A 1903-nucleotide genomic window follows, 5' to 3' on the forward strand; every position below is an offset into this window, starting at 1 on the left:
CCGTTGAACCACTCGGCCGCCGCATGATCGGCGTCGCGCAGCGGGCTCCAGCGGAACCGGACGAACGCGTCCCGCAGCAGGCACCAGCCGCCGTGCCGGCGCAGCGTGTGCCAGGCGTCGTCGGCGGACAGCTCGTTCTCGGTCATCAACCGGGTCTCGGGGACCAGCTTGGTGCTACTCACGGCGGGCCTCCTCGACCAGGTGCTCGCCGCGCTCGCCGACCGCGTCGGCGTCCACCGCCAGGTCGGGGTGCTCCTCGGGGCGCGGTACGCAGAGCCAGAGCGACTCGGGGCGGATGGTGGCCTTCAGCGAGCGGCCCGGCTCGATCAGGTCGCCGTCGAGCTGCCGGGGCTGCGCCCGGGTGCTGGTGATCTCGACCGAGCGGGCCCGGAACACCTCCATCCGGGGCACGCTGTCGCGGCGGCGCAGCACCGCCCAGCCCATGGCGAGCCAGTGACGCAGCGCGCGCGGTGTCAGCACCGCCACGTCGAGCCAGCCGTCGTCCGGCTCGGCGTCGGTGAGCAGGCGTACCCCGCCCTGCAGGCGCCCGACGTTGGCGACCAGGACCGACCGGGCCCGGCGGCGCAGGTCGTTCGAGAGGCCGAGGTTGGCGGCGAGGAGGTTTCCGGTGCCCTGGGGCAGCACCGCCAGCGCCACGTCGGTGCCGGCCAGCGCGGTCACGCACGCCATCACCGTGCCGTCGCCGCCGCAGGCGAAGACGACCTCCGCGCCCGCCTTCACCGCCTGTTCCGTCTGCCCGCGGCCCGGGTCCTCGACTGTCGTCTCGTACCAGGTCGGGGCCGGCCAGCCGGCGGCGGCGAGCGCGCCCTCCACGGTCCGGCGGAACTCGTCCAGGTCGGCCACCTTCACCGGGTTGACCACCACTGCCGAGCGCGGGGTGCGGTTCTCCGCGTTCACCGGGCGCTTGTCGTCTGCACCGTCCACGGCGTCAGTGTGCAGGACACGGGGCGTGACGGCGACCCGGCGCAGCGGGACGTTGCGATGACCGCAATCAGGTTTGAAAACCGGGTACGGGTCAAGCGGCCTCGCGCAGCGCCGTGTCGATGCGGCGTCGCAGGTCGTCGATGTCCACCCCGGCCTCGGTGAGCACCGCGGCGGCCAGGCCGTCGCCCTCGCGCAGCAGGCCGAGCAGGATGTGTTCGGTGCCGATGTGCCGGTGGCGCAGCCGCAGCGCCTCGCGCAGCGACAGCTCCAGCACCTTCTTGGCGCGGGGCGAGAACGTGCCGTGGTGCGTCCCGCGACGCCACCACCGGCGCGGGCGCGGGGTCGCCTCACGCAGCGCGTCCGGGCCGAAGGACTCCTCGATCCGGGCCACTATCGCGGCGAGGTCGATGCCGATCTCGCGCAGTGCCGCGGCGTCCGCCGCGCCGAGCCCGTCCACGCCCTGCGCGGTGTGGCGGGCCACCGCGGCGCGCAGGGCGTCGGCCTCGACGCCACCGGACGCGAGCAGCCGTACCGCAAGGTTGTCGCGGTCGGCGAGCACGCCCAGCAGCAGGTGCTCGGTGCCGACCGGCCGCCGTCCCTCGGTGCGGGCCTCGTCGAGCGCGTGGTGCACCACGGCACGGGCCCGGTCGGTGAATCGTTCGAACATCACGCCTCCCAGCTGTCGCGTACCGCCGGTCGCCCGGCGTGCTTCTTGTGGACCGCCTGCCGGCTGACCTCGAGGGCGTCGGCGATCTCCTGCCAGGACCAGCCCTGTCGCCGGGCGTTGTCCACCTGGATCACCTCCAGCCGCTCCAGCAGCCGGCGCAGGGCGAGCACGGCACGCAGGCCGACCTTGGGGTCGGTGCTGCCGGCCGCCGCCGCGAGTTCCGTCGCCTGACTCATGCTGTCAATGTAGGTTGACAGCACGACGGGTGTCAACCCTGGTTGACACCCGTCG

At 73.9% G+C, this 1903-nt stretch carries 3 protein-coding genes and 1 pseudogene; all 4 read right to left on the reverse strand.

The window, feature by feature from the left end; translation table 11 throughout:
* A pseudogene (locus KBX39_RS30170) lies at nt 1-182 on the reverse strand (hypothetical protein); the annotation flags it as partial.
* Complete coding sequence (locus tag KBX39_RS30175) at nt 175-945, reverse strand: diacylglycerol kinase family protein (protein WP_210873805.1); 771 nt, start codon at nt 943-945, stop codon at nt 175-177. The pseudogene KBX39_RS30170 and the gene KBX39_RS30175, both read right to left, overlap by 8 nt.
* A 91-nt stretch (nt 946-1036) precedes the next feature.
* Complete coding sequence (locus KBX39_RS30180) at nt 1037-1612, reverse strand: Clp protease N-terminal domain-containing protein (protein ID WP_210873807.1); 576 nt, start codon at nt 1610-1612, stop codon at nt 1037-1039.
* Nucleotides 1612-1848 (reverse strand): HTH domain-containing protein, encoded by a 237-nt coding sequence (locus tag KBX39_RS30185; protein WP_043325563.1) that lies wholly within the window; start codon nt 1846-1848, stop codon nt 1612-1614. Before KBX39_RS30185 ends, KBX39_RS30180 begins: the two co-directional genes overlap by 1 nt.
* Nucleotides 1849-1903 lie beyond the last annotated feature (55 nt).

This window comes from Micromonospora sp. D75, from assembly GCF_018070405.1.
Taxonomy (GTDB): Bacteria; Actinomycetota; Actinomycetes; order Mycobacteriales; family Micromonosporaceae; genus Micromonospora; species Micromonospora chalcea.